Raw genomic sequence first — 24,505 nt, forward strand, 5'->3', positions numbered from 1 at the left:
CGTCGCTCGCTCACGCGTCCACGCTCCGGGTGACCACAGCGCGGTAGCGGGGTTCGGTGGCCAGCAGGTCGCGGTGGGTGCCCTCGGCGACGACCTTGCCGTCCTCGACGAAGGCGACGTGGTCGGCCTGATCCAGCAGCAGCGGGCTGGTGCCGGCGAGCAGGGTCGTGCGGCCCTGGCGCGCGGGGCCGATGCGGCGCGCGATGCGGGCCTCGGTGTGCGCGTCGACGGCGCTGGTCGGCTCGACCATGATCAGGATAGGCGGGTCGGCCAGCAGCGCGCGGGCCAGCCGCAGCCGCTGCTGCTGCCCGCCGGAGAACTCCCGCCCGCGCTCGGCGACGAACGCGCCGAGCCCGTCCGGCAGCGCGTCGATGACCTCCTCGGCGCTGGCCGTACGCAGCGCCGACATGATCTGCTCGTCGCCGGCCGTCCCGGTGGGGTCGAGTTCCTCGCGCAGCGGGCCGCTGAACAGCCGGGCGTTGTTGTCGGCGACCAGGATGCGGGCGCGCACGTCGTCGCGGGTGGCCGCGGCCAGCGGCACGCCGCCCAGCGTCACCTCGCCCTCGGCGTACCGGCCGAGCCGGTCGGCGATCTCGATCGCGTCCTCGGGCCGGTCCGCGGCCAGCACGGTGAGCACGCCGGGCCGCAGCGACAGGCCGGACTTCACGTCCACCAGCGTGCCGTGCTCGGGCAGCGGCAACGGCGACGCGGGCGCGGTGATCTCCGGTTCGAGCCGCAGCACCTGGAGCACCCGGCCCGCCGAGACGTGGCCGCGGGTCATCTTCTCCAGCATCTCCGCGAGCGTGCGCATCGGCATGACCAGGAACGCGGCGTACCCGTAGAAGCTGGCCAGCTCGCCGGGCCGGATCTCACCGGCCACCGCCAGGCGCGCCCCGAGCCAGGTGACCAGAGCGAGGAACAGTCCCGGCATCAGCACCTGGATGGACTCCAGCAGCGAGTCGATGCGCGCCGCCCGTACGCCGGCTTCGCGCAGCTGCTGCGACTGGGTCCGGTAGCGCTCGGCGAAGACCTGCTCGCCGCCGATGCCGCGCAGCACGCGCAGGCCGGCGACGATGTCGACGGCCCGGCCGGTGAGCGCGCCCTGCTGGTCGCGATAGGCCTGCTGGCGGCGGTGCAGCGGCTTGATGAGCAGGCTCACCACCGCCATCTGCACCGGCACGCCGAGCAGCACGACCAGGCCGAGCTTGACCGACGCGGTCAGCAGGATGACGGTGACCGTGACCAGGCTGACGATCGCGGCCGAGCCGCGGGCGGTGATGTCGAGCGCGTTGCCGATGTGGCTGGTGTCGGCCGCGCCGATGGCGACGACCTCGCCGGTGGCCATGCGTTTGGGCAACGTCGCGCCGAGGCGGTTGGCGTGCCGGACGACCGCCTGCACGGTGCGGAAGTTCGCCGACATCCAGTTGAACACCGCGTTGCGGTGCCGCATGATGCCGCTGCCCGCCTGCACCAGCCCCAACAGCAGGAACGCCCCGGCCCAGCGGGCCAGGGCGGACGTGTCCTTGGTGGTGATGCCGGCGTCGATCGCCTTGCCGATGACCATGGGGATCAGCGCGCCCACCAGCATCCAGGTGATGCCGAAGAACATGCCCAAGCCGATGGTCCGGGACTGGCGCGAGGCCAGCCACCACAGATACCGGATGGCTGACCTGGTGTCGGGGGTGCCGGGATCGGCCAAAGGTAAGGAACGCATAGCGGCGCTGAACTTACTAGGCCGCCCCGGCGAACGCCACCGGTTTTCCCGGCATTCAGGCAGCCAGCAGGGCCGGAAGGTCACCCAGACGGTCGACGGTCTCCCCGTGCCAACCCGGATCGCTGTCGGCATGCTCGACGGTGCGCACCACGCGCATGCCCAGCGCCGCCGCCGCGGCCAGCTCTCCCCCGTGCCCGTCGCCGACGTAGACACACTCCTGCGGCGTGACCCCCAGGTCGCCGCACACCTTGAGGAACAGCACCGGGTCGGGTTTGGTCACCCCGAGCAGGCAGGAGAAACCGGCCACGTCGAAACGCGGCGCCAGCGGCTGCTCCCGCCACAGCGTCACGGTCTCCGTCGAGCAGTTGGTGACCAGCCCCAGCGGATGGCCCGCGGCGCGCAGCCCGTCCAGCACCGACAGCACCCCGGGCGAGGGCCACAGCACCTCCCGGGTGAACCGCAGCCTGGCCACCTCCGCGAAGCGCACGGCCGTGTCCGTCGGCTCGCCGCCCAGCCGGTAGGCCAGGGTGCGGATGGTCTCGCTCAACGTGCCGAACTCGCCGCGCATCCGGGCCAGCATGGTGCCCCGGAACAGCGTGGCGAACCGGTCGGCGTCCACGCCCAGCGCAACGGCCATGCGCCGGCTGACCTCGTCGCGCTGGGCCGGTGTCCGATCCGGGATCAGGGTCTCGTAGAGGTCGAACAGGATCGCGCCCCGTCGTCGCGGCCTCCGGATGTCCAGCACGCGCAGAGGTTACCGGAGGGTGGGACGCTCGCGGCACCTCCGCAAGGCCGGGATCTCGTCACGGGCGTTCCGTCTCCGTCCACACCGTGTGGTCGGCCAGCTCCCTGGGTGCGAACGCCTGCGGGCCGGTGAACGGACGCAGGTAGCGCCGCTGCGGGCCGGGCACCCCGTCGGGGATCACGAAGCCCGCCTTGCGCTGGGCTGGCGCGCCGGCGCGGTGCACGTACGGCAGGGTCATGAAGTCGGCTGCCAGCTCGGCCGGGGTGACCGTGGCGCGCACGTAGCCGCGCTGGCCGTTGTAGAGGTGCAGGTGCTTGTTGTTGGCCAGGAACGGGTGCGTCGCCGGGTCCGAGTCGAAGCCGTCGCCGCCCGTGGTCAGCGAGGTGCAGATCAGCTCCGAGCCGACAACCGGCGCGTCCGGGTCGGCGAAGTCGAGTTTGACGTCGGCCGCCCAGTGCGCGTGCACGTCCCCGGTGAGCACCACCGCGTTGCGCACCTTCGCGTCGAGCCAGCCGCGCACCACCCGCTGCCGGGAGGCCGCGTACCCGTCCCAGGCGTCCTGGCTGGTGCTCAGCACCGGACCGGGGTCGCGGTCGCGCTGCGCGAAGAAGACCTGCTGGGCCAGGACGTCCCAGGTCGCGCCGCTGCGCCGGAAGCCGTCGAGCAGCCACTTCTCCTGCGGCGCGCCGAGGATGGAGCGGGCCGGGTCCGCGGCCGCAGGGCAGTCCCGGTAGCCGTCGCCGCAGCCCTGGTCGTCGCGGTACTGCCGGGTGTCGAGCAGGTGGAAGGTGGCCAGCCTGCCCCAGCGCACGCGGCGGTGCAGCGGCAGCGCCGTGCCGCGCGGCTGGCGGGCGTACCGCAGCGGCATGTTCTCCCAGTACGCCCGCATGGCCGCGGTGCGCCGCCGGTCGAAGCGCGGGTTGGGCCGCTCCGGCACCGGCCCCGCCCAGTTGTTGTCGACCTCGTGGTCGTCGAAGACCACCAGCCACGGCGCGACCGCGTGCGCCGCCTGCAGATCCGGGTCCAGCTTGTACTGTGCGAAGCGCTGCCGGTAGTTGGCCAGCGTCTGCGTCTCCGGGCCGGCATGGTCGCGCACGTTGCCGCTCGGGGCGTTGTAGACGTGCGCCGCGTACTCGTAGACGTAGTCGCCCAGATGCACGATCAGCTCCGGTTCGGACTCCGCGATCCGGCGGTAGCCGGTGAAGAAGCCGTGCTCGTACTGCGCGCAGGACAGGAAGGCCAGGTTCAGGGCCGGCGGCAGGGTGGGCCGGGCCGGGGCGGTGCGGGTGCGGCCCACCGGGGAGACCCAGCGGTCGACGCCGAAGCGGTAGAAGTACTCCCGGCCGGGTTCCAGGCCCGTCGGCTCGGCGTGCACGCTGTGCGCCCAGGACGGTTCCGCCCAGCTCATACCGGACGCGACCGGCCGGGTGAAGCGCTCGTCGGGCGACACCTGCCACCAGACCTCGTACGCCCGGTCGGCCATGCCCCCGCGGCCGTCCTCGGCCATCGGTGTCACCGCGAGCCTGGTCCAGAGCACGAAGCCGTCCGGGGTCGGGTCCCCCGAGGCGACACCCAGCGTGAACGGATCGCTCGCCGGACCGGTCGCGCTCGCCGGCCGCCCGAACAGCCCGGCCACGACCACGGCACCGCCGCCGAGCAGCACGCCACGACGCGAGACCATACGCACCCCTAAATGCCGGGGGTGGCCCTCATCGTCGCCGCGAGCGCCGGGCGCACCGCGACGCCACGCCGATGGCGCGGGGTCAGCGGTCGACGGGGGCGAAGTCCCAGACGTGGGGCGAGCGGGCGGCCAGGCCCTCGGGCGGGTCGGCCAGCGGGCGGGGCTCGCCGCGCCAGCGCGAGATCACCACGACGCGCAGGTCGGTCGAGGAGAACACCTCGCTCGCGATGTGCAGCGGCTCGACCTCCAGCCGCGGCACCGCCTCCTCGCACACCCAGTCCAGCAGCTCGGTGAAGGTGCGCGGATAGGCGCGCACCTCCCACATACGCACGATCACGTCGTCGCCCTCAGCACCGGGCAAAGCTACACCCCGACAAGCGTGAGCGGCATCGCGGAGTCGGCCGCGAAGTCCAGCTTGGACGGTGCGGTGCCGGCGGCGACCAGATGCGACCCGAGCGCGGCCACCATGGCCCCGTTGTCGGTGCACAGCTTGGGCCGCGGCACCCGCACGGTGATGCCGTACGCCGCCGCTCGCTCGGCCGCCATCGCCTTGAGCCGTGAGTTCGCCGCGACGCCGCCGCCGATGACCAGCGTCTCGATGCCCTGGCTCCGGCAGGCGTCGAGGGCCTTGCGGGTCAGCACGTCGCAGACCGCGTCCTGGAAGCTCGCCGCGACGTCGTTGACCGGCACCGGCTCGCCGGAGCGCTCCCGGGCCTCGACCCAGCGCGCCACGGCCGTCTTCAGCCCGGAGAACGAGAAGTCGAACCGGTGCTCGACCAGGTCCTTCGGCCCGGTCAGGCCGCGCGGGAAAGTGATCGACAGCGGGTCGCCGTCGCGGGCGGCCTTGTCGATCGGCGGGCCGCCCGGGAACGGCATGCCCAGCAGCCGGGCCACCTTGTCGAAGGCCTCCCCGGCGGCGTCGTCGATGGTCGCGCCGAGCGGGGTCACCCCGCGAGCCAGGTCGTCGACCCGCAGCAGGGACGAGTGCCCGCCGGAGACCAGCAGCGCGATCGCGGGCTCGGGCAGCGGGCCGTGCTCCAGGGTGTCCACGGCGACGTGCGCCGCCAGGTGGTTCACGCCGTAGATCGGCTTCTCGGCGGCCAGCGCCAGGCCCTTGGCTCCGGCGACGCCGACCAGCAGCGCCCCGGCCAGGCCGGGTCCGGCGGTGACGGCGATGGCGTCGATGTCGGCCAGGGTCACCCCGGCCTCGTCCAGCGCCCGGTGCAGCGTCGGCACCAGCGCCTGCAGGTGTGCCCGGCTGGCCACCTCGGGCACCACGCCGCCGAAGCGGGCGTGCTCGTCCACGCTGGACGCCAGCGCGTCGGCCAGCAGGGTGTGCCCCCGCACGATGCCGACGCCGGTCTCATCGCAGCTGCTCTCGATCCCCAGAACCAGGGGTTCGCTGGCGCTCACGCCTTCTCCTCGCTGCGCTCGTCGGCGGCCTGAGCTTCCCCGTGCCCCATGGTTCGCTCGCTGCGCTCGCTCATGTTCTCTCCTCGCGCCGCATCACCAGTGCGTCGGCGTTGCTGGGTTGGTAGTAGCCCTTGCGGATGCCGATGACCTCGAAGCCGTAGGCGGCGTACAGCCGCTGCGCGGGCGCGTTGTCTGCGGCGACCTCCAGCAGCACCTGCTTCACCTGGTGCCGCCGGCCCTCGGCGAGCAGCGCCTCCAGCAGGGCCCGGCCGATGCCGCGCCGCTGCGCGTCCCGGCGTACCGCGATGTTGTTGACCCAGCCCTCGCCCTGGCCGACGGCCAGCCCGGCGTAGCCGAGCACGGTGCCGTCGTCCTCGGTCGCGATCAGGTAGTGGTGGCCGTTGGCCAGCTCGTTCCAGAACATCGCCGCGGTCCACGCCTCCGCGCCGAACAGGTCGGCCTCGACCGGCAGCAGATCCTCGATCTGCCACCAGCGCAGCCGCTCGATCTTCATCGCTCGCTCGCGGACAGGGCCGGTTTGCGGGCGGACGGCTCGACCGCGTCGGGGCGGCGCAGGTAGAGCGGGGTCAGCGGCTCGCTCGGGGCGCCCTCGCGCACCCGCTGCGCGGCCAGCTCGACCAGCGCCGACGGGTCCGGGTAGAGCTGCTCCCCGGCGGGCAGGCCGAGCACGTCGGCGTACTTCGCCGCACCCTCGCCGACGGCGGCGGTCACCGCGAACTCCGCGAGGCGCGGCGCGACATCGGCGGGCTTGTCCACGGCCGGGCCGGTCAGCGGGCTGCCGTCGGTGTACACCGCCCAGTAGACCTCGCGCCGCCGCGCGTCCGTGGCCACCAGGGCCCGGCCCGCGGTGCGCAGACCCAGCGCGTCGAGCGTGCAGACGCCGTACGCCGGGATGTTCAGGGCCATGGTCAGCGACGCCGCGGTGACCAGGCCGACGCGCAGCCCGGTGAACGGACCCGGCCCGACCCCGGCGACCACCGCGGCCAGGTCGCGGGGTTTGACCCCGGCCTCGGCCAGCAGCGCGTCGATCTGCGGGGCGAGCAGCTCGCCGTGCGCGCGGCCGTCCACCGTCGCCCGCTGCGCCAGCACCGCGTGTCCCGACGACTCCACCTCGGCCAGCGCGGCCGTCACCGCAGGCGTGGCCGTATCCAACACCAGCACCAACACGCCCTCCACCCTACTGTGCCCCCCGCCCCACCCTGATGATCATGAACCTATGGCACGGTTCAGCGGCGTGTCGCCGGCACAACTTCATGATCGATTTGGGTGGGGTTTGGGACCGGGCGCGGCCCTCGGGGGTCCTCGGCGTACTGCTGGGTAGGCTGGGACTCATGTGGCAGGCCGACGCTCATTCGCAGGTCGTGGTGGACCTCGACGCGATCCGCGCCAACGTGCGCACCCTGCGGTCGAGCACCAGCGCCCAGGTCATGGCCGTGGTCAAGGGCGACGGGTACGGGCACGGCATGATCCCCGCCGCCCGCGCGGCACTGTCCGGCGGCGCGACCTGGCTCGGCGTCTGCACCCTGGACGAGGCCTTCGGGCTGCGCGACGCGGGCCTGAGCGCACCGGTGCTGGCCTGGCTCTGGCTGCCCGGCCAGCCGGTGGCCCGAGCGATCGCCGGTGACGTGGATCTCAGCGTGGCCAGCCTGTCGCAGCTCACGGCGGTGACCGCCGGGGCACGCGAGGCCGGGCGGGCCGCACGCGTCCACCTCAAGATCGACACAGGGCTGTCCCGCGGCGGCGCGGCCGCCCCCGAGTGGCCGCAGCTCGCCGAGGCCGCCGGCAAGGCCCAGGCCGACGGGTACGCCGAAGTCGTCGGCGTGTGGAGCCACTTCGCCTGCGCCGACGCGCCCGGCCACGAGACCGTCGACCGCCAGCTCGCCGCCTTCACCGACGCCCTCGGCACCGCCCAGCGCCTCGGCATCGAGCCGCAGGTGCGCCACCTGGCCAACTCCGCGGCCACGCTCACCCGGCCCGACACCCACTTCGACCTGGTCCGCCCCGGGATCGCGATATACGGCCTGTCGCCGCTGGACGACCCCGCGGTGCGCGCCACGCTGCGCCCCGCGATGACCGCCCGTGCCCGGGTGCTGCTGACCAAGCGCCTACCCGCCGGCCAGGGCGTCTCCTACGGGCACACCTACGTCACGCAGCGGGAGTCGACCGTGGCGCTCGTGCCGCTCGGCTACGCCGACGGCGTTCCCCGGCACGCCTCCAACAGCGGTCCGGTGCTGCTCAACGGCGGCCGGTTCACCGTCGCCGGGCGGGTCTGCATGGACCAGTTCGTGCTGGACGTCGGCGACGCCGAGGTCGGCGAAGGCGACGAAGTGATCCTGTTCGGCTCCGGCGACCAGGGCGAACCCACCGCCGACGACTGGGCCGACGCCGTCGGCACCATCAACTACGAGATCGTGACGCGCTTCGGCAGCGCCCGAGTGCCGCGGGTCTACCGCGGTGATGTCGCGTGAGCGAGCGGCACGGGCGGCCGGTCCCGGCCGAGCACGGCATACGGCACATCGACGGGGTGATCTCGTGAGCGACACGGCGGCCGGCGACAAGGCCGTGGCCAAGGACAAACCGGCGGGCACCCGGCGCAAGGCCGGGCTGATCGGCGCCGTCATCGGTGTCGCCGCCGCCGGCGTCGCCGCCGGGGTCGCCGTCGAGCGCCTGGTCGTCAAGCGCAGCCGCCGCACCGACACCGACCCGTACGCCGACGAGCCCTTCGGCCGCCTGCCCTACGACGAGACGCTCACCGTCAGCACCGACGACGGCGTGCAGCTGCACGTCGAGATCGTCGAGCCGGTGGACGGGATCGCGGTCGAGTTCGGCAAGCCCGGCCCGCCCGAGCCGACCATCATCTTCGTCCACGGGTTCTGCCTCGACCAGGGCACCTTCCACTTCCAGCGCAAGGCCCTCGACGCGCTCGGCGAGCACCGCATGGTCTTCTACGACCAGCCTGGCCACGGCCTGTCCAGCGCCCTGCACGAGGGCGAGTACGAGCTGCCCGCGCTCGGCGACGCCCTCTACGACGTCATCAAGGCCACCACCCCGGTGGGCCCGATCGTGCTGGTCGGCCACTCGATGGGCGGCATGGCCATCATGGCCTGCGCCGAGCAGCACCCCGACCTGTTCGCCGACCGGGTCGCCGGGGCCGTGCTCATCGCGACCTCGGGCGGCCAGCTCGACGGCATCAGCTACGGCAACCTGCCCGAGATCCTCAACCGCACCAGCGGGCCGCTGCTCGCCCTGCTCACCGGTGCGGCCCGGTTCACCGGCCCGATGATCGACAAGGCCCGGCAGGCCAGCACCGACCTCGCCTGGCTGCTGACCCGGCGGTACGGCTTCGGCGGCGACCAGCCCAGCCCAGCGCTCGTGTCGTACGTGGAGCAGATGAACTCACGCACCACCACCGAGACCGTCGCCCGCTACCTGCGCACCATCAACAGCCACGCCCGCTACCCGGCCCTGCGCGCCCTGAACCAGGTGCCCGTCATGGTCGTCGTCGGCGACGCCGACCTGATCACCCCCGTGTCCCACTCCGAGGAGATCTGCCGGCTGCTGCCGCACGCCAAGATGGTGCTGGTCCCGGACAGCGGGCACGTGGTGATGCTGGAGCACGCCGACGAGGTCAACCAGGCCCTCATCACCTTCCTGGACGAGCTGGAGCTGCTGTGATCCTCAAGACGGTCGACGACACCCGCGACTTCGGCTCCCGCCTGGCCGGGGTGCTGCGCGCCGGTGACCTCCTCGTGCTGAGCGGTCCGCTCGGGGCCGGCAAGACCGCGCTCGCCCAGGGCATCGGGCGCGGGCTGCGGGTGCTCGGTGACGTGACCTCCCCGACGTTCGTCATCGCGCGGGTGCACCGCCCCGACCGCACCGCGGGCGGCACGGTGCCGATGGTGCACGTGGACGCGTACCGGCTGGGCAACGTCACCGATCCCCGCGCCCAGGTCGACGACCTGGACCTGGACGCGTCCGTCGAGGACTCGGTGACCCTGGTCGAGTGGGGCGAGGGCATGGTCGAGCAGCTCTCCGACGCGTACCTCGAGGTCCGCATCGACCGCCGCGACGACGACTCCCGCACCATCGCCCTGATCCCCCACCACGGCGACTGGCCCGACCGCATCGCCCCCCTCTCCGAAGCCACCGCCGACCGCGCCTGACCCCCTTCGCGAGTCCGGGCGGGCATCCTGCTCCTTCATGGAATGTGCGGAAAAGCCTGGCCTGGTGGAGTCAGGTGGGGCGGACGGGGGCCGTGCCGGTGGGCATGCGGGTGAGGGAGGCTACGGCGGGGCGGAGGGATGCCGCCACGTCGACGGCGGTGACCGGGCCGGACTCGGCTGCGATGCGGCCGGCGAGGCCGTGCACGTAGGCTGCCGCGACCGCCGCCCGGATCGCCGGGAGGCCCGCCGCGAGCAGGGAGCCGAGCAGGCCGGACAGCACGTCGCCGGTGCCGCCGGTGGCCAGCGCCGGGGTGCCGGTCGGGTTGACCCAGGCCTCGCCCGACGGTCCGGCCACGACGGTGCGGTCGCCCTTGAGCAGCACCACCGACCGGGTCCACGAGGCCAGTTTCTGGGCGGCGGCGACCCGGTCCGGGCCGGGGTCCTGCCCGGCGAGGCGGGCGTACTCCCGGTCGTGCGGGGTGAGCACCGTCGGCGCGTCCCGGCTGCGCAGCTCGTTCGCCATGGAGCCGTCGACGAGCAGGGTGATCGCGTCCGCGTCGAGCAGCGCGGGCACGGGGGCGGCCAGCACGCCCCGCACCTCGGCGGCGGCCCGCTCGTCGGTGCCCAGGCCGCTGCCGCAGACCCAGGCCTGCACGCGTCCCGCCTCGGCCAGCCGCGGCGCGGCGATGACGCTGGGATGCGCGGGCACCACGATCTCGTGCGCCGACCCGGCGTAGCGGACCAGCCCGGCCGGGCCGGCGAGCGCGCCGGACAGGGAGAGCAGGGCCGCGCCGGGGTAACCGGCCGAGCCGGTGGCCACGCCGACGACGCCGCGGGTGTACTTGTCCGAGACCGGTCCGGGCTGCGGCCACCAGGCGGCGATGTCGGCGGTGTCCGCGACGCGCAGCGCGGGGTCGCCGACCAGGTGCGGGACGATGCCGATGTCGACGAGTTCGACCTGCCCGGCCAGGACCGCGGCCGGGCCGACCACGTGGGCGGGCTTGAGGCAGCCGAACGCGACGGTGACGTCGGCGCGGATCGCGGTGCCGGGCACGTCGCCGGTGTCCACGGCGACCCCGGACGGCACGTCCACCGCGATCACGGGCGGGCGCGGGGACAGCGCGGCGAGCTGCTCGGCCAGTGTCAGCGCGGAGCCGCGCAGCGCGCCGGTCGCGCCGATGCCGAGCAGCCCGTCGACGACCAGGTCGAGCCGTTTCGGCCAGTCGCTCAGCACCCGGCCGCCCGCGCCGCGCAGCGCGGCCAGGCCCTCGGCGTGGGCCCGCTCGGGATCGCTCAGCAGTGCCCCGACCTGGACTCCCTGCCGCGCCAGCAGCGCTCCCGCGAAAAGCGCGTCGCCGCCGTTGTCGCCGGGACCGACCAGGAGCACCACGCGGGAGGCGTACACCCTGCCGAGCCCGCGCAGGGTGACCGCGCAGCGGCGGGCGAGCCCCGCGGCGGCGCGCTGCATCAGCGTGCCCGCGGGCAGCGTCGCCATCAGCGCGGACTCGGCGGCCCGCACCTGCGCCACCCGGTAGACCGACCTCATACGCAGAACTCCGTCCCGCTCGTCTGTGCCTGAGTCTCGCCTGCCGTGCCCGCCGCGCGTGGCCGAACCCCGCTCACCGGCCCGCTTCGGCGATGACGACGGCCGACGCGATGCCGCCGTCGTGCGACAGCGACAGGTGCCAGCGCTCGACGCCGCGTTCGGCGGCGACCGCGGCGACGGTGCCGGAGACGGTCAGCCAGGGCCGGCCGTCGGCGTCGACGACGATCTCGCAGTCGTGCCACTGCATGCCGGCCGGCGCGCCCAGCGCCTTGGCGACGGCCTCCTTGGCCGCGAACCGGGCCGCCAGCGATTCGGGCGAGCGCGGGTTGCCGCTGCGGGTGGTGCGCTCGGCCTCGGTGAACAGGCGCTCCGTCAGCATCGGGGTGCGCCGCAGCGCCGCAGCGAAACGGTCGACCAGGACGACGTCGTTGCCCACCGAGACAATCACGTGTTGACCTTAAGGTCTCAGGTGTGGATCTGGTACTTCGCTCGGGCAACGTGTACGGGTCGCCGGGTGCGACCGCGGTGGCCGTCGACCGCGGGGTGATCGCCGCGATGGGCTCCGACGCCGAGATGAAAGAGCTGGTCACCGGGCGTACGGAGGTCGTGGACCTGGCCGGGCGGCTGCTGCTGCCGGGCTTCCAGGACGCGCACGTGCACCCGGTGTTCGCCGGGCTGAACCTGCTGCGCTGCGAGCTGACCGAGCAGCACGACGCGGCGGGTTACCTGGGCGAGGTGGCCCGGTATGCCCACGCCCATCCCGACCGGGCCTGGGTGATGGGCGCGGGCTGGTCCTACGACGCCTTCGGCGGCGGCCAGCCGGACCGGGACATGCTGGACCGGGTCGTCCCCGACCGCCCGGTCTACCTGGCCGTACGCGACGCGCACAGCGCCTGGTGCAACTCCCGCGCGCTGGCGCTGGCCGGGATCGACCGGCACACCCCCGACCCCGAGGGCGGCCGGATCGAGCGCGACGCCGCCGGCGAACCCACCGGGGTGCTGCACGAGAGCGCGATGGAGCTGGTCAGCGGGGTGGCGCCGCGGCCGGACGCGGCCGAGATCCGGCGGGCGCTGCTGCTGGCCCAGTCCCGGCTGCACGCGCTCGGCGTGACGGCCTGGCAGGACGCGATCGTGGGCGACTACGGCGGCTGGCCGGACGCGTTCGAGGCGTACCTGGCCGCGGACGCCGCCGGGCTGCTGACCGCGCGGGTACGGGGTGCGCTGTGGTGGGAGCCGTCGCGCGGCCCGGAGCAGCTCGACGAACTGGTGGAGCGCCGGGAGCGGGCCCGGACCGCGGGCGGGGCGAACTTCCGCGCCGAAACCGTCAAGATCATGCAGGACGGGGTGGCGGAGAACTTCACCGCCGCGATGATCGAGCCCTACCTGGACGGCTGCGGCTGCGCCACCGACCGCCGCGGCATCTCCCGGGTCGCGCCGGCCGACCTGAACGAGGTCGTGTCGGCCCTGGACGCGGCGGGTTTCCAGGTCCACTTCCACGCCATCGGCGACCGGGCCACCCGGGAGGTGCTGGACGCCGTGGAGCGCGTCGCCGGTTCGCCGCGGCGTCACCACGTGGCGCACGTCCAGGTCGTACACCCCGCCGACGTGCCCCGCTTCGCCCGGCTCGGGCTGACCGTGACCATGCAGGCGCTGTGGGCCGCGCACGAGCCCGCCATGGACGAGCTGACCATCCCGTTCCTCGGCGCGGAGCGCGCGACCTGGCAGTACCCGTTCGGGGCGGTGCACCGCGGCGGTGGCCGGCTGGCCGCGGGCAGTGACTGGCCGGTGTCCGACCCCGACCCGATGCGGGCGATCCACGTGGCGGTGAACCGGGTCGGCTACCGGTTCGACGAGTCGCCGCTCGGCCCCGAGCAGGCGATCGATCTGGACACGGCGCTGGCGGCGTACACGGCCGGGTCGGCGTACGTGAACCACTTCGACGACTCCGGGCGGATCGCGCCCGGCCTGCGCGCCGATCTGACCGTGCTGGACCGCGACCCGTTCGCGGGACCGCCGAAGGAGATCGGGGCGGCCCGCGCCGAACTCACCTGGGCAGCCGGCCGCCTGGTGCACGGCGGCTGACTCCTCGGTCTTTGTCCACAGGCCCTCTACCAGGGCGGTCACCTGTGGACAAGGGCTGTGGACAACCTGCGGGCGGGCGGGCTCCGAGTTATCCACAAGGCTGGCCGGGGGCGGCTCAGGGCGGGAAGCATCGTCGGCATGGACGCCGAGAATCCTTCCGGGACAGTGCCCGAGCCGGTGCACGTCGAGCCGGACGAGCTGATCAGACTGGGTGGCGGGCTGCAGCGGCTGGCCGACGCGGTCGCGCGCGAGGTGCCGTACGCCAACGGGCTCACCAGCGGGCCGTCGGGCTGGGCGGTGAGCGGCGCGCAGGTCCGGCTGGCCCACGAGGTGGGCACGTACCTGGTCGGCTTCGCCGAGGACCTGGGCGTCTTCGGGCAGCGGCTGTGCCTGGCCGGGGCGAGCTACGCCGACCGTGACTCGGGCCTGGCCCGCAAGATCGCCGCGATGGCGGTGCGCCGATGACCGTCACGTACGCGATGGTGCTGGCCGCCGATCCCGCGCGCTGGGTCGACAGTGCTGTCGCCTGGCGGCGGCTGAGCCGGGCGCTGGACGAGCACCACGACGAGCTGGCCCATCGGCTGCGCCGTCAGGAGCAGGTCTGGCACGGCGGCACCGCGGCCGTCGCGGGCCGGGAGTCCGGCGCGGCGCTGGCCCGGCGGCTCGCCACCGCCCCGCCCGCGCTGCTGGAGGTCGACCAGCTGCTGTGGCGGCACGCCGACCGCATCCGGCTGCTACAGCGGCGGCTCGCCGAGGCACTGGCCGCGACGCGGGGCACCGCCGTGCAGGTGTCCGCGGACGGCCACGTGAGCGTCGTCGTGCCCGACATCGCCCGGGGCGGCCCGCCCGGCGCTCCCGGCGGCCAGGGCGGCGTCCCCGCCGGCACCGGTGGCGGCCAGGGCAGCGTTCCGGCTGGTACGGGTGGCGGCCAGGGCAGCGTTCCGGCGGGGCTCGTCGGGTGGGCCGGAGCTGCGCCGGGCGGCGCGGCGCAGCCGGTTCCGTTCGGTGTGCCGGCTCCCGGGGCGTCCGACGTGGCGCTGGCGGTGCGGGTCTCCGCCGAGATCGACGCGGTGGTGCGGGAGGCCCGAGCGAGCGACGAGGACACCGCCCGCCGCCTCACCGCGCTGGCCAAGGCGGCCGCCCAGGCGTGGTCCGGCACGCCCGTTCCGCTGCCCGCGAGCGGCACCCCGGCAGACGTCGCGCGCTGGTGGGCCGGGCTGACCGAGGCAGAGCGGGCCTGGCTGGTGGCGCTGCGGCCGGAGGATCTGGGCAGGCTCGACGGGGTGCCCGCAGCCGTGCGCGACCGCGCCAATCGCGAACTGCTCGACCGGGAACTCGACCGGCTGCGCGACGCCGCCGCGGCCCACCCGCCGGCAGCGGGCGCGCAGGAGCGGCTGACCGCGCTGACCGGCCTGGCGGCGCGGCTCGACCAGGCCGACCCGCGGGCGTACCTGCTGCGGCTGGATCCGAGCGGGGACGGCCGGCTGGTGGTGGCCTTCGGCGACCCCGACGGCAGCGACCACGTGGCCACCTACGTGCCGGGCGTGGGCACCTCGCTGGACGGGTTCGCCGTCGAGGTGGACCGGGCTGCGGCGTTGCAGGCTCGAGCGGCGGAGCTGGCCCCGGACACCACGACGGCGACGGTGATGTGGCTGGGGTACGACCCGCCCGACGGGCTCGACGCGGCGAGCGACCGCGCCGCGCTGGCCGCGCGCGGCGACCTCAGCTCGTTCCAGGCCGGGCTGGTCGTCGCGCACCAGGGCGAACCCGCGCACCTGAGCCTGATCGGCCACTCCTACGGCAGCCTCATGGTCGGGGTCACCGAGCGGGACGGCACGGTCGCCGCCGACGAGATCGTCGCGCTGGGCAGCCCCGGCATGGGCGTGGGCAGCGCCGCCGAGCTGGCCCGGCCGGGGCACGTGTGGGCGTCCACGGCTCCCAACGACATCGTGCTGAACGCGCCCTCGAAAGGCGAGCTGGCGCTGAACGCGCTCGGCGGACCGGCCTACATGTTCGCCGGCTCGACCGTGGACGCGGTGGTGCGCGGCAACGCCGATCTGTGGCACGGCGTGGACCCGTCGTCGGAGCAGTTCGGCGCGCGGGTGTTCCCGTCGAGCCGGGGCGCCGACCCGTTCCAGGCGCACGGCCTGTACTTCGACGAGCACAGCCCGGCCCTGCAGCGCATGGCCGAGATCGTGACCGGCGAGCACGGAACGGCGAACGGCCCCGTGCCGTGACCGCTGCCGGAGGCCGCGCAGCAGACGGCCCCGGCGGCCCGCGGTAGGTGCGGGCGGCCGGGGCCGGTGATGCGGACTACTCGACCGTGACGGACTTGGCCAGGTTGCGGGGCTGGTCGACGTCGTGCCCGCGGGCGTCGGCGATCGCCGCGGCGAGCACCTGCAGCGGCACGGTCGTCACGAACGGGGCCAGCAGCGTGGGCGTGCGCGGCACCCGCACCAGCACGTCGGCGTACGGGACGACGGCCTCGTCGCCCTCCTCCGCGATGACGATGGTGTGCGCGCCCCGGGCCCGCACCTCCTGGATGTTGCTGACGATCTTGTCGTGCAGCAGGCCGCGCCCGGCCGGCGAGGGCACGATGCAGACCACCGGCGTGCCGTGGCCGACCGGAGTGCCGGAGACCGGGTCCTCGGACGGGCCGCCGATCAGCGCGATCGGGCCGTGCTTGAGCTCGCCCGCGGCGAAGCCCTCGGCGTGCATGTACGCCAGTTCCTTGAGCTTCAGCGCGCCCTCCAGCGCCACCGGGTAGCCCACGTGGCGGCCGATGAACAGCACCGTGGTCGCCTTCGCCTCGGCCAGCTCGCGGCCCAGCTCCCGGACCGGGTCCATGCCCGCCAGCACCTTCTCGATCTTGCCGGGCATCTCCTGCAGCTGCGCGACGACCGCGGCCACCTCGTCGGCGTACTTCACGCCGCGCACCTGGGCCAGGTGCAGGCCGACCAGGAAGCAGGCGGCGAGCTGGGTCAGGAACGCCTTGGTGGAGGCGACGGCGATCTCGGGGCCGCCGTGGGTGTAGAGCACGGCGTCGGACTCGCGCGGGATGGTGGAGCCGTTGGTGTTGCAGATGGCCAGCACCCGGGCCTTCTGCTCCTTGGCGTGCCGCAGCGCCATCAGGGTGTCCATGGTCTCGCCGGACTGCGAGATGACCACGACCAGCGTGGACCGGTCGAGCACCGGGTCGCGGTAGCGGAACTCGCTGGCCAGCTCGACCTCGCACGGGATGCGTGTCCAGTGCTCGATCGCGTACTTGGCGACCAGCCCGGCGTGGTACGACGTGCCGCAGGAGACGATGAAGACCTTGTCGACGTCGCGCAGGTCCTGGTCGGTGAGCCGGACCTCGTCGAGCATGATCTCGCCGGTCTCGCCGATGCGGCCGCGCAGCGTGTCGGCCACGGCCTGCGGCTGCTCGGCGATCTCCTTGAGCATGAACCAGGCGTGGCCGTCCTTCTCGGCGGCGCGGGCGTCCCAGTCCACGTGGTAGTCACGACCCTCGGCCGGGTTGCCGAAGAAGTCGGTGATCTCGATGGCGTCGGCCGTGATCAGCACGACCTGGTCCTGGCCCAGCTCGATCGCCTCGCGGGTGTGCTCGATGAACGCGCTGACGTCACTGGCCATGAAGTTCTCGCCGTTGCCGCGGCCCACCACCAGCGGGGAGTTGCGGCGCGCGCCGACCACCGCGCCGGGCGCCTGCGCGTCGACGGCGAGCAGGGTGAACGCGCCCTCCAGGCGACCGCAGACCCGGCGCATCGCGTCGGCCAGTGCCTGCGGGCTGCCCGCGATGCCGGCCAGCTCGGCGGCCAGCAGGTGCGCGACGCACTCGGTGTCGGTGTCGCTGGCGAACTCGATGCCTTCGGCCTGCAATTCGGCCCGCAGCTTCGCGAAGTTCTCGATAATGCCGTTGTGGATCACCGCGATGCGGCCGTCGGCCGACAGGTGCGGGTGGGCGTTGCGATCGGTGGGACCGCCGTGGGTGGCCCAGCGGGTGTGACCGATGCCCGTGGTTCCCGCGCGCAGGTCCGCCTCGGCGGCCTCGGCCAGCATCTTCTCCAGATTCGACAGCTTGCCGGCCTTCTTGGCCAGCAGCAGCCGGCTGTCCGCCAGCACGGCGACGCCGGCGGAGTCGTAACCCCGGTATTCCAGCCGCCGCAGCCCGTCCAACACCACTCCGAGCGCCTGCTGGCCGCCCACGTATCCCACGATCCCGCACATGCCCGTTACCTTAGCGGAGTTTCGCTCACATTGCATGTTCGGAACCCGGTCAATCACGCACCACGTTTGATTGCAACCTGGACGGACCTGGGCCTGCCCGATAAGTGACGGATTGCTGCCAGCACATGCCCCCGATGAGCGCGCGGGGCCTACCATCCGCGGGTGAGTGAGCAGCGCGGGTCCCCTGCCCGTCGCGCCGTCTCCCCCGCCGATGAGTGCAGCCAGGAGAAGAACGCATGAGCTACCCCCCGCCGTACGACCCGAACCAGGCGCAGCCCCCCGCCTACAACCCGAACCAGCCCCCACCGCCGCCGTACAACCCCAACCAGCCTCCGGCGTACAGCGCCGCGGGATACGGCTCGCCGGTGCAGCCGCCGAAGAAGAGCAAGACCGGCCTGATCGTGGGCATCATCCTCGGCGTCGTGCTGCTGCTGTGCGCGGTCTGCGGCGTCGGCGGCTACTACCTCTTCTACAAGGCCGGCGAGGCGATCGAGGACCTGCCGGACATGATCCCCAGCGTCGGCGTGGCCACCGGGGACCCCACCGGCTCGCACTCGGTGCGCTACGCGGTCGAGGGCACCGGGCAGGCGATGATCACGTACTCGGAGGGGCCCGGCAACACGCAGACCGAGACGGTCACCCTGCCGTGGACCAAGAACTTCACCCTGAACAGCGACTCGTTCGGCCTGTCGGTGATCGCGTTCCGCTCGCCGGGCGGCGACGGGAACGTGACCGGCTGCTCCATCTCCGTCGACGGCACCGAGCGGCAGAAGCGGGACGGCTCGGGCGGCGCGGCCACCTGCATCAGCGTGTTCGTGGCCGGCTGACACCACAGAACGCGAAAGGGCGTCCCGCAGCCGCGGGACGCCCTTTCTCATGTCTTGTCGGTGCCTCACACCGCCGGGCTGGCCGCCCGTACGTCGGCGGCGATGTCCTCGGCGATCTTCTGCGCGATGTCCTCGCTCGCAGCCTCGACCATCACCCGGACCAGCTGCTCGGTGCCCGACGGGCGCAGCAGCACCCGTCCGCTGCCGTGCAGCTGCGCCTCGGCCGCGGCGACCACGGCCAGGATCTCCGGTGCGCGGGCCACGGCCTTGTCGGCCACCCGCACGTTGATCAGCACCTGGGGCAGCCGGTTCACCACGGCGGCCAGCTCGGCCAGCGGCTTGCCGGTCTGCGCCACCCGGGCCAGCAGGCGCAGGCCCGTCAGCACACCGTCACCCGTGGTCGCGTGCTCGGTGAAGACGACGTGGCCGCTCTGCTCCCCGCCCAGGCTGAAGCCCCCGGCGCGCAGCTCCTCCAGCACGTACCGGTCGCCGACCTTGGTCTCGACCAGGGTGATGCCCGCCTCGCGCATGGCGATGCGCAGCCCGAGGTTGCTCATCACGGTCGCGACCAGGGTGTCGTTCGCCAGCGCGCCCGCGTCGCGCATGGCCAGCGCGAGGATCGCCATGATCTGGTCGCCGTCCACCTCGGCGCCGGACGCGTCGACCGCCAGGCACCGGTCGGCGTCGCCGTCGACCGCGATGCCCAGGTGCGCGCCGTGCTCGACCACGGCCGCCTTCAGCGGCCCCAGGTGGGTCGCGCCGCACTCGTCGTTGATGTTGAGACCGTCGGGCTCGGCGTTGATGGCGATGACCTCGGCCCCGGCCTCGCGGAACGCCTCGGGCGCCACGTCGCTGGCCGCGCCGTGCGCGCAGTCGACGACGACCTTGAGCCCGGCGAGCGGGTGGCCGGTCGCCTGCACCAGGTGCGTGGTGTAGTGCTCGGCCCCGTCCAGCAGGTCGTGCACCCGCCCGACCTGGGCTCCGGTGGGACGCGTCCAGGTCGCGCCGAGCGCGGCCTCGATGGCGTCCTCCTGCTCGTCGGTCAGCTTGTGCCCGCCGGCGGCGAAGAACTTGATGCCGTTGTCCGGCATCGGGTTGTGGCTGGCGGAGATCATCACGCCGAAGTCGGCCCGCACCTCGGCGGTCAGGTATGCCACGCCGGGCGTCGGCAGCACGCCGACCCGCACCACGTTGGCCCCGGCGCTGGCCAGGCCCGCGACCACCGCCGCCTCCAGCATCTCGCCGCTGGCCCGGGGGTCGCGACCGACCACCACCAGGGGCGGCTGCTCCCGATCAGGGTCGGGCAGGGTGTGCGCCGCGGCGACGGCCAGCGAGAGAGCGAGCTCGGGGCTGAGGTCCGCGTTGGCCAGACCGCGTACGCCGTCGGTGCCGAAAAGGCGTGCCATCCGGGTGGCCCTTTCTGTGGGGTGCGAAAGGAGGGGTTCGAGACGACCCGGCCCGCAGGGTGAGGGGCCAAAGTCGAAAGGCCGGGCACGCCATCCCGCCGTGAAGCAGGAGCGTGCCCGGCCGATCAGAAGGCAGCGATCAACGCTTGGAGTACTGCGGGGCCTTACGGGCCTTCTTGAGACCGTACTTCTTGCTCTCGGTGACGCGAGCGTCACGGGTGAGGAAGCCGGCCTTCTTCAGCGCCGGGCGGTCGTCGATGTCGAGCTCGCACAGGGCGCGCGCGATGGCCAGGCGCAGCGCGCCGGCCTGACCGCTGATGCCGCCGCCGCGCAGGTTCGCGACGACGTCGAGGGTCTCGCCCTTCTCCGCGAGCACGAGCGGCTCCCGCACCGACTGCTGCGCGACCTTGCTGGGGAGGTACTTCTCCAGCTCCCGGCCGTTGCAGGTGATCTTGCCGGTGCCCGGGATCAGACGCACCCGGACGACGGCCTGCTTGCGGCGGCCAACGGTCTGGATCGGGCGGTCGCCCTTGAACTTCGGGGTGGCCGGCTTGGCAGCAACGACGACCGAGGCCTCAGCCTCAGCCTCGACCACGGCCTGGGTCGGCACGGAAGTGTCGGTCATGGTGATTCCTTCGTCCGCGCTCACTGCGCGATCTGCTTGATCTCGAACGGCACCGGCTGCTGAGCGGCGTGCGGGTGCTCCGCGCCAGCGTAGACCTTCAGCTTCGACAGAATCTGACGGCCCAGCTTGTTGTGGGGGATCATGCCCTTGACGGCCAGCTCGATCGCCTTCTCGGGGCGCTTGGTGAGCAGCTCCTCGTAGCCGACCTGCTTCAGACCACCGGGGTAGCCGGAGTGCCGGTAAGCGATCTTGGTCGCGCGCTTGTTGCCGGTGAGGGCAACCTTGCCGGCGTTGATGATGACCACAAAGTCGCCGGTGTCGACGTGCGGCGCGAAAGTCGGCTTGTGCTTACCGCGCAGGAGATTGGCGGTGTGGGTGGCGAGCCGGCCCAGCACGACGTCAGAAGCGTCGATAACGTGCCACTGACGCTCGATCTCACCCGGCTTCGGGCTGTACGTACGCACAGGTCTACCTTGTCTCGTCGTAGGTCTGTGTGACCGCGGGCGAACCTGCCCACGACCAACGGATTCTGCGATGCCGGCCGGTCGCAAACGGACCGGCGCGCGAACGACAAGCCTACCTGAGCATCAGGACTACCGGCTCGACGCCACCTCTCGCACAACAGCCGCTAACGATACCCGGTGCCTCCCGGCGAGGTCAAAACGGCCTGCTTGCCCTGTGGTATGCCGTTCGATGTCCGGTTTCCCGCCGCCGGCTCACAGCGATCGAGGTCGCGCGGTGCGGCAGGGTTCACACCACGGGTACGCGCATCGGAACAACATGGCAATCACATGTTCGTAATTTGCTGGTCATGACCGCCATCGCGCCTGCGCCGCCGGCATCGAAGCCCGCCGCGATCAGCAACTGGGACCCCGAGGACCCGCAGTTCTGGGCCTCCACCGGCCGCCGAGTCGCCCGGCGGAACCTGGTGTTCTCCATCTTCGCCGAGCACCTGGGCTTCTCCGTGTGGACGCTCTGGAGCGTCGTGGTGGTGGCGATGCCGGCCGCCGCCTTCCCGTTCACCGTCGACCAGAAGTTCTGGCTGGTCGCGCTGCCGAACCTGATCGGGGCGCTGATGCGCATCCCGTACACCTTCGCGGTTACCCGGTTCGGCGGGCGCACCTGGACCATGATCAGCGCACTGCTGCTGCTGATCCCGATCGCGGGCATGGTGTTCGCGGTCACGGCCAGGCCGCCGTACTGGGCGGTGCTGCTCGTCGCCGCGACGGCCGGCCTCGGCGGCGGCAACTTCGCCTCCTCCATGACCAACATCTCCTTCTTCTACCCGGAGAAGGAGAAGGGCGTCGCGCTCGGCCTGAACGCGGCCGGCGGCAACCTCGGCATCAGCGTGATGCAGCTGGTGGTGCCGATCGCGCTGTCCTTCGGCCTGGTGTACGGCGGGCTGATGTGGCTGCCGCTGGTGCTGGCCGCCGCGCTCTGCGCCCGCCTGTTCATGAACAACCTCGAAGTGGCGAAGTCGCCGCTGAAGGCCCAGTTCGCCACGGTCAAGCGGGCGCACACGTGGATCATGTCCTTCCTCTACATCGGCACCTTCGGCTCGTTCCTGGGCTACTCCGCCGCCTTCCCGCTCGTGCTCAAGCTGCAGTTCCCGCAGGCCCCGACCGCCCACCTGGGCGCGGCGACGATCACCCTGGCCTTCACCGGCCCGCTGGTCGGCTCGCTGGCCCGCCCGTTCGGCGGCTGGCTGTCGGACAAGGTCGGCGGAGCCAGGGTCACCGCAGCCTGCTTCATGATCATGGGCGTCGGCTCGTACGGCGTCGTCATGGCGGTCCAGGCCAAGAGCATGGGCGGTTTCCTCGCCGCGTTCCTGCTGCTGTTCACGGCCGCCGGCGCGGGCAACGGCTCGACTTACCGCATGATCCCGGCGATCTTCGCGGCCACCTCGAAGGACCTGACCACCGCGAAGCGGGAGTCTGCGGCCACGCTGGGCATCGCCGGGGCCGTCGGCGCGCTCGGCGGCTTCTACCTGCCCCGGGCCATCAGCGACTCGATCAACGCGACCGGCGGCATCGGCACCGCCTTCGGCTGGTTCGCCGTGATGTACGGCACCTGCCTCGCCGTCACCTGGTGGTGCTACCTGCGCCGCCGCGTCCTGGTCACCCAGGCCCCCAGCCTCGCCCACGCGGGCGTCTGACCGCCCCTCCCCCACCCTTCCTCTGTCGCAACTCTTAAAGAGTCGCGGTCTCAGGTCACCCCTGAGACCGCGACTCTTTAAGAGTTGTCGCTGGTCGGCGCTGGGATGGGTGTCGGGTACGCCACAGCGTTGGTGCTTGCGAAATAGTTGAAGTTTCACCAAAGTTGGTGACAGGTGGCTGACACGGCCAGACCGACTTCGGAGGAAAGACAATGTCGCTCGTTCTCGACAACCACGCGCAGGACCTGCTGTTCCGTAGCGCGCGCACCGCCAACACGTTCACCGATGAGCCGGTGACCGACGAGCAGGTGCGGGCGATCTACGACCTGGTCAAGTACGCGCCCACCTCGCTGAACATGCAGCCGCTGCGGGTGGTGCTGGTGCGTTCCGAGCAGGCCCGTGAGCGCCTGGTCGAGCAGATGGCCGACGGCAACAAGGAGAAGACCGGCAAGGCTCCGCTGGTGGCCATCCTCGCCGCGGACACGAACTTCCACGACCGCCTGCCCGACCTGTTCCCGCACGCCCCCGGCATCCGTGACTGGTTCACCGGCGACGACGCCGCCCGCGCCCACACCGCGCAGTTCAACGCCGCGCTGCAGGTGGGCTACTTCATCCTGGGCGTGCGCGCGGCCGGGCTGGCCGCCGGCCCGATGACCGGCTTCGACGCGACCGGCATCGAGAAGGAGTTCTTCGCCGACGGGCAGCACCGGGTGCTGGCCGTGGTGAACATCGGCAAGCCGGGCGAGGGCGCCTGGTACGACCGCAACCCCCGGCTCTCGTACGACGATGTCGTAAAGACGGCCTGATAGAGACGATGAGGGGTGGGGGCAGGTGTCCCCACCCCTCTAGGGTGTGATGCATGGTGACCATCGCGACGCAGACGGAAGAGGTCTCCTGGCTCAACGACCAGGAGCAGGAGGCGTGGCGCAGTTTCATCTTCACCGCGAAGCTCGTGCTGGCCGAGCTGGAGCGGGGGATGGCACAGCACGACCTCTCCGGGACCGACTACGGGGTGCTGGTGAGCCTCTCCGAGGCGCCCGACCGGCGCCTGCGCATGTCGGAGCTGGCCCAGGTGATGCTGCTGGAGAAGAGCCGGCTGTCACACCAGATCACCCGGATGGAGCGCGCCGGGCTGGTGCGCCGGCAGAGCTGCCCGTCCGATCGGCGTGGGCAGTTCGCCGTGCTCACCGACGAGGGGTGGGAGACGATCCGGCGGGTCGCGCCGTATCACGTCGAGCTGGTGCGCTCGATCTTCATCGACCGGTTGACCCCGCGGCAGCTGGTGCAGCTGACGGAGCTGTTCGCCCCGCTGCACACCTCGATGCGGGAGCAGTGCCCCAAGGACGACGGGGAAAGTTAAAGGTCCTGGATGATGCGCAAGGCCCGGCCGACCTTGCGCATCGTGTCGGTGTCGACGACGTCCACCATGTCGGTGAACCACTTCTTCATGGGTGACGACACCCGGTCGGGCATGATGATCAGCTCGCCCATCGGCACCGCCAGCGGCGAGTCGCGGAGCTCGTCCTCCTCGACGACCTCCGCGACGATGACGATCGGCACATCGGTGCTGTTGTACACATCCGAGCTGATGACCAGGCCGAGCCTTTCGCGGGCCCCGTCGATCCGCCAGATCTCGCCTCTACGCAGCACGCCGCCCCCGTCCTGACAGTTCCAGGCGTACCAATTCGACTTCGCGCTCATCGTCCAGCGCGTTCTTCTCCAGCCGGTCGACGCCCGCCCGGCGCACCACGTCCGCGTGCGCGGTGAACAGTTCCCGCAGGGCCTTCTCCCGCGCGGCTTGGTCCATCCAAGCCGACAGCGACAGCCCGTCGCGCTCGGCGTACCGACGCGCTTCCTCAATCGTCTCGTCCGTGAAGGACAGCGTTACTTTGGCAGTCAT

The 24,505-nt window shown here is 72.6% G+C and carries 25 protein-coding genes; 10 read left to right on the top strand and 15 right to left on the bottom strand.

Features of this window, described 5'->3' with window-relative positions:
* Positions 1 to 10 precede the first annotated feature (10 nt).
* The 7 genes from ACFQO7_RS33820 to tsaB form a co-directional block, all read right to left on the bottom strand.
* Positions 11 to 1,714: an ABC transporter ATP-binding protein gene (locus ACFQO7_RS33820; RefSeq protein ID WP_376810195.1), complete on the bottom strand. Its 1,704-nt coding sequence runs from the start codon at positions 1,712 to 1,714 to the stop codon at positions 11 to 13.
* 55 nt (positions 1,715 to 1,769) lie between these two features.
* Positions 1,770 to 2,459, bottom strand: coding sequence for an HAD family hydrolase (locus ACFQO7_RS33825; protein ID WP_376810196.1), 690 nt, complete (start codon positions 2,457 to 2,459; stop codon positions 1,770 to 1,772).
* A 58-nt stretch (positions 2,460 to 2,517) separates the two neighbouring features.
* Entirely contained in the window at positions 2,518 to 4,140 is a 1,623-nt protein-coding gene (locus ACFQO7_RS33830; protein ID WP_376810197.1) for an alkaline phosphatase D family protein, read from the bottom strand.
* An 82-nt stretch (positions 4,141 to 4,222) separates the two neighbouring features.
* Entirely contained in the window at positions 4,223 to 4,477 is a 255-nt protein-coding gene (locus ACFQO7_RS33835) for a hypothetical protein (protein WP_360539522.1), read from the bottom strand.
* 26 nt (positions 4,478 to 4,503) lie between these two features.
* A complete protein-coding gene (tsaD, locus tag ACFQO7_RS33840) occupies positions 4,504 to 5,553 on the bottom strand; it encodes a tRNA (adenosine(37)-N6)-threonylcarbamoyltransferase complex transferase subunit TsaD (RefSeq protein ID WP_376810198.1) in 1,050 nt (349 codons plus the stop codon).
* Between the two features lie 70 nt (positions 5,554 to 5,623).
* Entirely contained in the window at positions 5,624 to 6,067 is a 444-nt protein-coding gene (gene rimI, locus ACFQO7_RS33845; protein WP_376810199.1) for a ribosomal protein S18-alanine N-acetyltransferase, read from the bottom strand.
* Positions 6,064 to 6,741 (bottom strand): tRNA (adenosine(37)-N6)-threonylcarbamoyltransferase complex dimerization subunit type 1 TsaB, encoded by a 678-nt coding sequence (gene tsaB, locus ACFQO7_RS33850; protein WP_376810200.1) that lies wholly within the window; start codon positions 6,739 to 6,741, stop codon positions 6,064 to 6,066. The genes rimI and tsaB overlap by 4 nt, the downstream gene beginning before the upstream one ends.
* A gap of 164 nt (positions 6,742 to 6,905) precedes the next feature.
* On the opposite strand from tsaB, the gene alr reads away from it, so the two are divergent.
* From alr to tsaE, 3 genes are all read left to right on the top strand, one after another.
* Positions 6,906 to 8,042, top strand: coding sequence for an alanine racemase (gene alr, locus ACFQO7_RS33855; RefSeq protein ID WP_376810201.1), 1,137 nt, complete (start codon positions 6,906 to 6,908; stop codon positions 8,040 to 8,042).
* Positions 8,043 to 8,136: 94 nt separating this feature from the next.
* Positions 8,137 to 9,249, top strand: coding sequence for an alpha/beta fold hydrolase (locus tag ACFQO7_RS33860; RefSeq protein WP_376810220.1), 1,113 nt, complete (start codon positions 8,137 to 8,139; stop codon positions 9,247 to 9,249).
* The gene (tsaE, locus tag ACFQO7_RS33865; protein ID WP_376810202.1) at positions 9,246 to 9,737 is read left to right on the top strand and encodes a tRNA (adenosine(37)-N6)-threonylcarbamoyltransferase complex ATPase subunit type 1 TsaE; all 492 of its coding nucleotides are present in this window, start codon (positions 9,246 to 9,248) and stop codon (positions 9,735 to 9,737) included. The genes ACFQO7_RS33860 and tsaE overlap by 4 nt, the downstream gene beginning before the upstream one ends.
* A 70-nt stretch (positions 9,738 to 9,807) precedes the next feature.
* Here the strand turns inward: tsaE and ACFQO7_RS33870 are convergent, their stop codons facing one another.
* Complete coding sequence (locus ACFQO7_RS33870) at positions 9,808 to 11,283, bottom strand: NAD(P)H-hydrate dehydratase (RefSeq protein ID WP_376810203.1); 1,476 nt, start codon at positions 11,281 to 11,283, stop codon at positions 9,808 to 9,810.
* Positions 11,284 to 11,356: 73 nt separating this feature from the next.
* Positions 11,357 to 11,731, bottom strand: coding sequence for a holo-ACP synthase (locus ACFQO7_RS33875; protein ID WP_203692182.1), 375 nt, complete (start codon positions 11,729 to 11,731; stop codon positions 11,357 to 11,359).
* A gap of 23 nt (positions 11,732 to 11,754) precedes the next feature.
* Between ACFQO7_RS33875 and ACFQO7_RS33880 the strand changes: the two genes are divergently transcribed.
* From ACFQO7_RS33880 to ACFQO7_RS33890, 3 genes are all read left to right on the top strand, one after another.
* Positions 11,755 to 13,365, top strand: coding sequence for an amidohydrolase (locus ACFQO7_RS33880; protein WP_376810204.1), 1,611 nt, complete (start codon positions 11,755 to 11,757; stop codon positions 13,363 to 13,365).
* Positions 13,366 to 13,503: 138 nt separating this feature from the next.
* Entirely contained in the window at positions 13,504 to 13,830 is a 327-nt protein-coding gene (locus ACFQO7_RS33885) for a hypothetical protein (protein WP_360539503.1), read from the top strand.
* Positions 13,827 to 15,602: an alpha/beta hydrolase gene (locus ACFQO7_RS33890; protein ID WP_376810205.1), complete on the top strand. Its 1,776-nt coding sequence runs from the start codon at positions 13,827 to 13,829 to the stop codon at positions 15,600 to 15,602. The genes ACFQO7_RS33885 and ACFQO7_RS33890 overlap by 4 nt, the downstream gene beginning before the upstream one ends.
* 76 nt (positions 15,603 to 15,678) lie before the next feature.
* Here the strand turns inward: ACFQO7_RS33890 and glmS are convergent, their stop codons facing one another.
* Positions 15,679 to 17,592: a glutamine--fructose-6-phosphate transaminase (isomerizing) gene (glmS, locus tag ACFQO7_RS33895; RefSeq protein ID WP_376810206.1), complete on the bottom strand. Its 1,914-nt coding sequence runs from the start codon at positions 17,590 to 17,592 to the stop codon at positions 15,679 to 15,681.
* A gap of 236 nt (positions 17,593 to 17,828) precedes the next feature.
* Here glmS and ACFQO7_RS33900 point away from each other — a divergent pair, with 236 nt between their 5' ends.
* Positions 17,829 to 18,419, top strand: a complete 591-nt coding sequence (locus tag ACFQO7_RS33900) for a hypothetical protein (protein WP_376810207.1) — start codon at positions 17,829 to 17,831, stop codon at positions 18,417 to 18,419.
* 65 nt (positions 18,420 to 18,484) lie between these two features.
* Here the strand turns inward: ACFQO7_RS33900 and glmM are convergent, their stop codons facing one another.
* The 3 genes from glmM to rplM form a co-directional block, all read right to left on the bottom strand.
* The gene (gene glmM, locus ACFQO7_RS33905) at positions 18,485 to 19,825 is read right to left on the bottom strand and encodes a phosphoglucosamine mutase (RefSeq protein ID WP_376810208.1); all 1,341 of its coding nucleotides are present in this window, start codon (positions 19,823 to 19,825) and stop codon (positions 18,485 to 18,487) included.
* A 139-nt stretch (positions 19,826 to 19,964) separates the two neighbouring features.
* Complete coding sequence (gene rpsI / locus ACFQO7_RS33910) at positions 19,965 to 20,450, bottom strand: 30S ribosomal protein S9 (protein WP_376810209.1); 486 nt, start codon at positions 20,448 to 20,450, stop codon at positions 19,965 to 19,967.
* Positions 20,451 to 20,470: 20 nt separating this feature from the next.
* Positions 20,471 to 20,914, bottom strand: coding sequence for a 50S ribosomal protein L13 (gene rplM, locus ACFQO7_RS33915; RefSeq protein WP_360539493.1), 444 nt, complete (start codon positions 20,912 to 20,914; stop codon positions 20,471 to 20,473).
* A 347-nt stretch (positions 20,915 to 21,261) separates the two neighbouring features.
* On the opposite strand from rplM, the gene ACFQO7_RS33920 reads away from it, so the two are divergent.
* The 3 genes from ACFQO7_RS33920 (at position 21,262) to ACFQO7_RS33930 (ending at position 23,965) form a co-directional block, all read left to right on the top strand.
* Entirely contained in the window at positions 21,262 to 22,605 is a 1,344-nt protein-coding gene (locus tag ACFQO7_RS33920) for an MFS transporter (RefSeq protein WP_376810210.1), read from the top strand.
* Between the two features lie 212 nt (positions 22,606 to 22,817).
* Positions 22,818 to 23,411: a malonic semialdehyde reductase gene (locus ACFQO7_RS33925; protein WP_376810211.1), complete on the top strand. Its 594-nt coding sequence runs from the start codon at positions 22,818 to 22,820 to the stop codon at positions 23,409 to 23,411.
* 53 nt (positions 23,412 to 23,464) lie between these two features.
* A complete protein-coding gene (locus ACFQO7_RS33930; protein WP_376810212.1) occupies positions 23,465 to 23,965 on the top strand; it encodes a MarR family winged helix-turn-helix transcriptional regulator in 501 nt (166 codons plus the stop codon).
* On the opposite strand, the gene ACFQO7_RS33935 is transcribed toward ACFQO7_RS33930, so the two are convergent.
* Both ACFQO7_RS33935 and ACFQO7_RS33940 read right to left on the bottom strand, forming a co-directional pair.
* A complete protein-coding gene (locus ACFQO7_RS33935) occupies positions 23,962 to 24,255 on the bottom strand; it encodes a type II toxin-antitoxin system PemK/MazF family toxin (RefSeq protein ID WP_144121783.1) in 294 nt (97 codons plus the stop codon). The genes ACFQO7_RS33930 and ACFQO7_RS33935 overlap by 4 nt on opposite strands.
* A complete protein-coding gene (locus ACFQO7_RS33940) occupies positions 24,245 to 24,505 on the bottom strand; it encodes a DUF6364 family protein (protein ID WP_155374111.1) in 261 nt (86 codons plus the stop codon). Before ACFQO7_RS33940 ends, ACFQO7_RS33935 begins: the two co-directional genes overlap by 11 nt.

This window comes from Catellatospora aurea (genome assembly GCF_042663325.1).
In the GTDB taxonomy this organism is placed as follows: Bacteria; Actinomycetota; Actinomycetes; order Mycobacteriales; family Micromonosporaceae; genus Catellatospora; species Catellatospora aurea.

Excerpts from the sequence above, each read along its gene's own strand:
- ACFQO7_RS33820 (WP_376810195.1), bottom strand. The coding sequence starts at position 1,714 with ATGCGTTCCTTACCTTTGGCCGATCCCGGCACCCCCGACACCAGGTCA.
- ACFQO7_RS33830 (WP_376810197.1), bottom strand. The coding sequence starts at position 4,140 with ATGGTCTCGCGTCGTGGCGTGCTGCTCGGCGGCGGTGCCGTGGTCGTG.
- rimI (WP_376810199.1), bottom strand. The coding sequence starts at position 6,067 with ATGAAGATCGAGCGGCTGCGCTGGTGGCAGATCGAGGATCTGCTGCCG.
- alr (WP_376810201.1), top strand. The coding sequence starts at position 6,906 with ATGTGGCAGGCCGACGCTCATTCGCAGGTCGTGGTGGACCTCGACGCG.
- ACFQO7_RS33870 (WP_376810203.1), bottom strand. The coding sequence starts at position 11,283 with ATGAGGTCGGTCTACCGGGTGGCGCAGGTGCGGGCCGCCGAGTCCGCG.
- ACFQO7_RS33885 (WP_360539503.1), top strand. The coding sequence starts at position 13,504 with ATGGACGCCGAGAATCCTTCCGGGACAGTGCCCGAGCCGGTGCACGTC.
- ACFQO7_RS33890 (WP_376810205.1), top strand. The coding sequence starts at position 13,827 with ATGACCGTCACGTACGCGATGGTGCTGGCCGCCGATCCCGCGCGCTGG.
- glmS (WP_376810206.1), bottom strand. The coding sequence starts at position 17,592 with ATGTGCGGGATCGTGGGATACGTGGGCGGCCAGCAGGCGCTCGGAGTG.
- ACFQO7_RS33900 (WP_376810207.1), top strand. The coding sequence starts at position 17,829 with ATGAGCTACCCCCCGCCGTACGACCCGAACCAGGCGCAGCCCCCCGCC.
- glmM (WP_376810208.1), bottom strand. The coding sequence starts at position 19,825 with ATGGCACGCCTTTTCGGCACCGACGGCGTACGCGGTCTGGCCAACGCG.
- rpsI (WP_376810209.1), bottom strand. The coding sequence starts at position 20,450 with ATGACCGACACTTCCGTGCCGACCCAGGCCGTGGTCGAGGCTGAGGCT.
- ACFQO7_RS33920 (WP_376810210.1), top strand. The coding sequence starts at position 21,262 with ATGACCGCCATCGCGCCTGCGCCGCCGGCATCGAAGCCCGCCGCGATC.
- ACFQO7_RS33925 (WP_376810211.1), top strand. The coding sequence starts at position 22,818 with ATGTCGCTCGTTCTCGACAACCACGCGCAGGACCTGCTGTTCCGTAGC.
- ACFQO7_RS33930 (WP_376810212.1), top strand. The coding sequence starts at position 23,465 with ATGGTGACCATCGCGACGCAGACGGAAGAGGTCTCCTGGCTCAACGAC.
- ACFQO7_RS33940 (WP_155374111.1), bottom strand. The coding sequence starts at position 24,505 with ATGACTGCCAAAGTAACGCTGTCCTTCACGGACGAGACGATTGAGGAA.